Here is a 3,069-nt window from a genome sequence, read left to right on the forward strand (position 1 = left end):
TGTACCCCCCAATTAATAAATGTGATACTTATAATGAGTTGCAACATTACGAAAAACCATCGACCTTTATATTGTATATTGTATTTATATAGATATTTTAGGTTCATGAATTATTCACCTTCTTACGTCATCTCATTCGGGTGATTCTAGAAAAATCAGGGGTTATAATTGTTTTTAACGGCCATATTACACTAATTACAGTACTAAGAAAAAGAAGAAGGAAAGTTGATAAGATGTTCGAGAGAGACAAAATAATAGAATCAATATCAAAAATATATACCAATGCTTTGCTGAAAGCCAATCCAGGAAGTAAAGCAATTGATACAGAGGCAACAGTCATAATGAATAATTCACATATAACTTCCAAGATAATTTTACCTTTTGTGGCTCCTAAAATCATCTTCAGGGAAAACTCACGATGTCGTTCGTACAACCAAAAAGAAGATAGATTAATGAGATTTAGTATAGCTACTAAAAGTATTGTTCCGCCAACAATTAATACTCCATAAATACTATTTTGATATTGAGAATTTACAGCTATGTTTGAAACATTAATAGTTATATTAGGAGTCTTCGAGGCATATTGCTGAATCAGTTCAGTTACTTTTGATGGAGAAGTGCCATTGGTTTTTATCAAAACATTATAAGTTGGTTGAGTGAATAGAAATTTGTCTGGTAAGCTTGAAATTGGTAAATAAATACTATCATCCCATGCAGTTTGCTTGTCTTTTTTGCCAATAACACCGATTATTTTATACTCCAATCCATTTATAAGGAGGGAGTTGTTGGTGATTTGTTTGGAAAATTTGTTATATATATTACGTCCGATCATTATGTACTTTTTTTGGTCGCGAATATCGCTTGGACTAATAATATTTCCTGAAAGCAAAGGAAGCTTCCATTCAGGATATACCTTGTAGTTCACAGCGATTAGAACATGTTTATTCTGTTCAGTCCCAATTAATCCATTATCTAGTCCTACGTGTATTTCTGCAAACTCTGCGCCGATAGTTGATAATTTTAATAGAGTTGGTTTAATAAATTCATATTTCATTTTTGAAAAATTAACATGTGTATAATTTATATTTTCAATTGGACCATATGATGTTTCTAAAAGTTTGTTTTTGATTCCATCTTTAATATTTAATCCAGTAATGATTACGGTGGCGCTAATAATAAAGCCTAACATTATCAAAGCAACAGGTCCTTTATTGTAAATAATATTTTTTAAATACCTATTGATCATATAAATCACTCCACATGTAATGTAAATCTAAAAGAAGTGTCTATAGTGAAAGAAACATTGTTATCGTCGTCTCTAATAAGCCAAGGGTTAGATACCAAGTATGCACTAATTTCATATTTCCCTGGTTGCTCTGGTGCTTTAATCGTTATTTCTTTATATGCTGTATCTCCCTCTGGATTTCTAAAATACCACCAATTTTCATTCTCGTTAACTTCGATTTGTTTCCAATTTAATAAGAAAAAAGCTAGATAATCTTTTGCGAGACCATTTACCCTTACATTCAGTTTGACATTTTCATTTGGTTTTGTTTTTAGTTCATTTGGAGGGAGTCTAAAAAACTCATTTTCAGAGTAATTGTCTTGATTGATTAATATACCTTCATATACATTGGAAGGGTCTTTAGAGATAAGGACACGTGTATTACTTGAATATTTTATAGATTTCGATTCGAACGGTTTCAACATATTATCTTGTTGAGTTAAATCAATTCTTTGGCTAACTCCATAAAAATCAGAAGTATCACCTAAGTCACCAGCATGTTTTTGTGGTCCAGCAACCACTGACACTATTAATGGAGCGAATGAATGGTTTTTGTAAGTAACAGGGATTGACAAAGGAATTACAATGTCTGCATCATTTTCAAGAAAAAAATACTCATTATTGTTAAATAGTTTATCAGTAGAAGTATAATCTATTTCTAAATAATTTAGTAACATAATCAATTTGAATTGATTTGGATGACCGGATCTATTGTAAAATCTGACCTTAAAGTCGAAGTTTTCACTAACTTCATGTTTAAATTCTTTTATTATTTCATTATTAGTGTTTAATATCTGAATACCATATCCGAGTTGGTTGTCGGTTACTTTGGAATATTGAACATCCATATCTGTGATGCGGGAACAGGAAGTTAGCATAACTACTAGAAAAATGAATATTATGAGTCGGACTTTATAATTCATAATTCCTCCGTATAAACCAACTCTCAGGAGTGTAGATTCTCCTGAGAGTTGCAACATATATTAGAACTTGTAATCAGTACCATCCTGCCAAGTGCCTACATTCTTATCTTGAACCTTATGACTGCCGTAAAATTTTACATCACTTGATGAAAAGGTATTTGCATATTGACTATCAGTCTGGACTTTATCTGTTGATTCTCCACTTTTTGTTTTAGAAACGCTGGTCTTATCGCTATTAACTACGGTGACTTTTGCTTCAAGGGAGTACAAGGAGACTCCTTCATGAACCCAGGTTTTTGCATAAGCTGATGGATTTGCGTAAATTGGATTTGATACACTCAATTCACCCTTTACAGTGTACTTTCCGAGAGAGCTTTGAGTTGTTGTGTCTGCAAAAGCAGTCACTGACATCAGTGAAAAACAAAATACTGAAGTTAATACGGTAACTAATTTCTTGTTCATCCTATACATCTCCTTATTGATTTCTAATCGGAGTCTAGGGTGAGAAAATAATTAATAAATTCCAAATATTAGAATAATATACTATGTTGAGGGTGTCAACTCCTGTTACTAGTTTTTTGTGTTTAATAATTTACCATATACTACTATTAAGATAAATATTCGTGAAGACGCTTGAAATATTAAGAGAAAATTGATAACAAATAATGTTCAGGAGTTTCTCTATATTTTCTTTGTTCTATTCTTGTACTAATGCTACCGGTTTAAGAGGTTGATATTTTGTCGCTAGCCAGAAGAAAATAAGTTTGTTATGAAAAGAACCAATTGGGATCGAGGAGATTCCGATGATTTATGCTTACAACAAGATCGATTTGAAGGATGGAGAAATACCGGAATCGCAGG

The 3,069-nt window shown here is 31.9% G+C and carries 3 protein-coding genes; all 3 read right to left on the minus strand.

Annotation, left to right across the window (positions count from 1 at the left end; all coding sequences use genetic code 11):
* Positions 1–127 precede the first annotated feature (127 nt).
* Genes BBG47_RS27485 through BBG47_RS27495 form a run of 3 tightly spaced genes read right to left on the minus strand, consistent with a single transcriptional unit; the run spans position 128 to position 2,670 of the window.
* On the minus strand, positions 128–1,246 hold the full coding sequence (locus tag BBG47_RS27485) for an ABC transporter permease (RefSeq protein WP_065294396.1): 1,119 nt from the start codon (positions 1,244–1,246) through the stop codon (positions 128–130).
* A 5-nt stretch (positions 1,247–1,251) separates the two neighbouring features.
* A complete protein-coding gene (locus BBG47_RS27490; protein ID WP_065294397.1) occupies positions 1,252–2,208 on the minus strand; it encodes a hypothetical protein in 957 nt (318 codons plus the stop codon).
* Between the two features lie 60 nt (positions 2,209–2,268).
* Positions 2,269–2,670 (minus strand): gluzincin family metallopeptidase, encoded by a 402-nt coding sequence (locus BBG47_RS27495; RefSeq protein WP_065294398.1) that lies wholly within the window; start codon positions 2,668–2,670, stop codon positions 2,269–2,271.
* Between the last annotated feature and the right edge of the window lie 399 nt (positions 2,671–3,069).

Source organism: Paenibacillus sp. KS1, from assembly GCF_001680695.1.
In the GTDB taxonomy this organism is placed as follows: Bacteria; Bacillota; Bacilli; order Paenibacillales; family Paenibacillaceae; genus Paenibacillus_B; species Paenibacillus_B suaedae.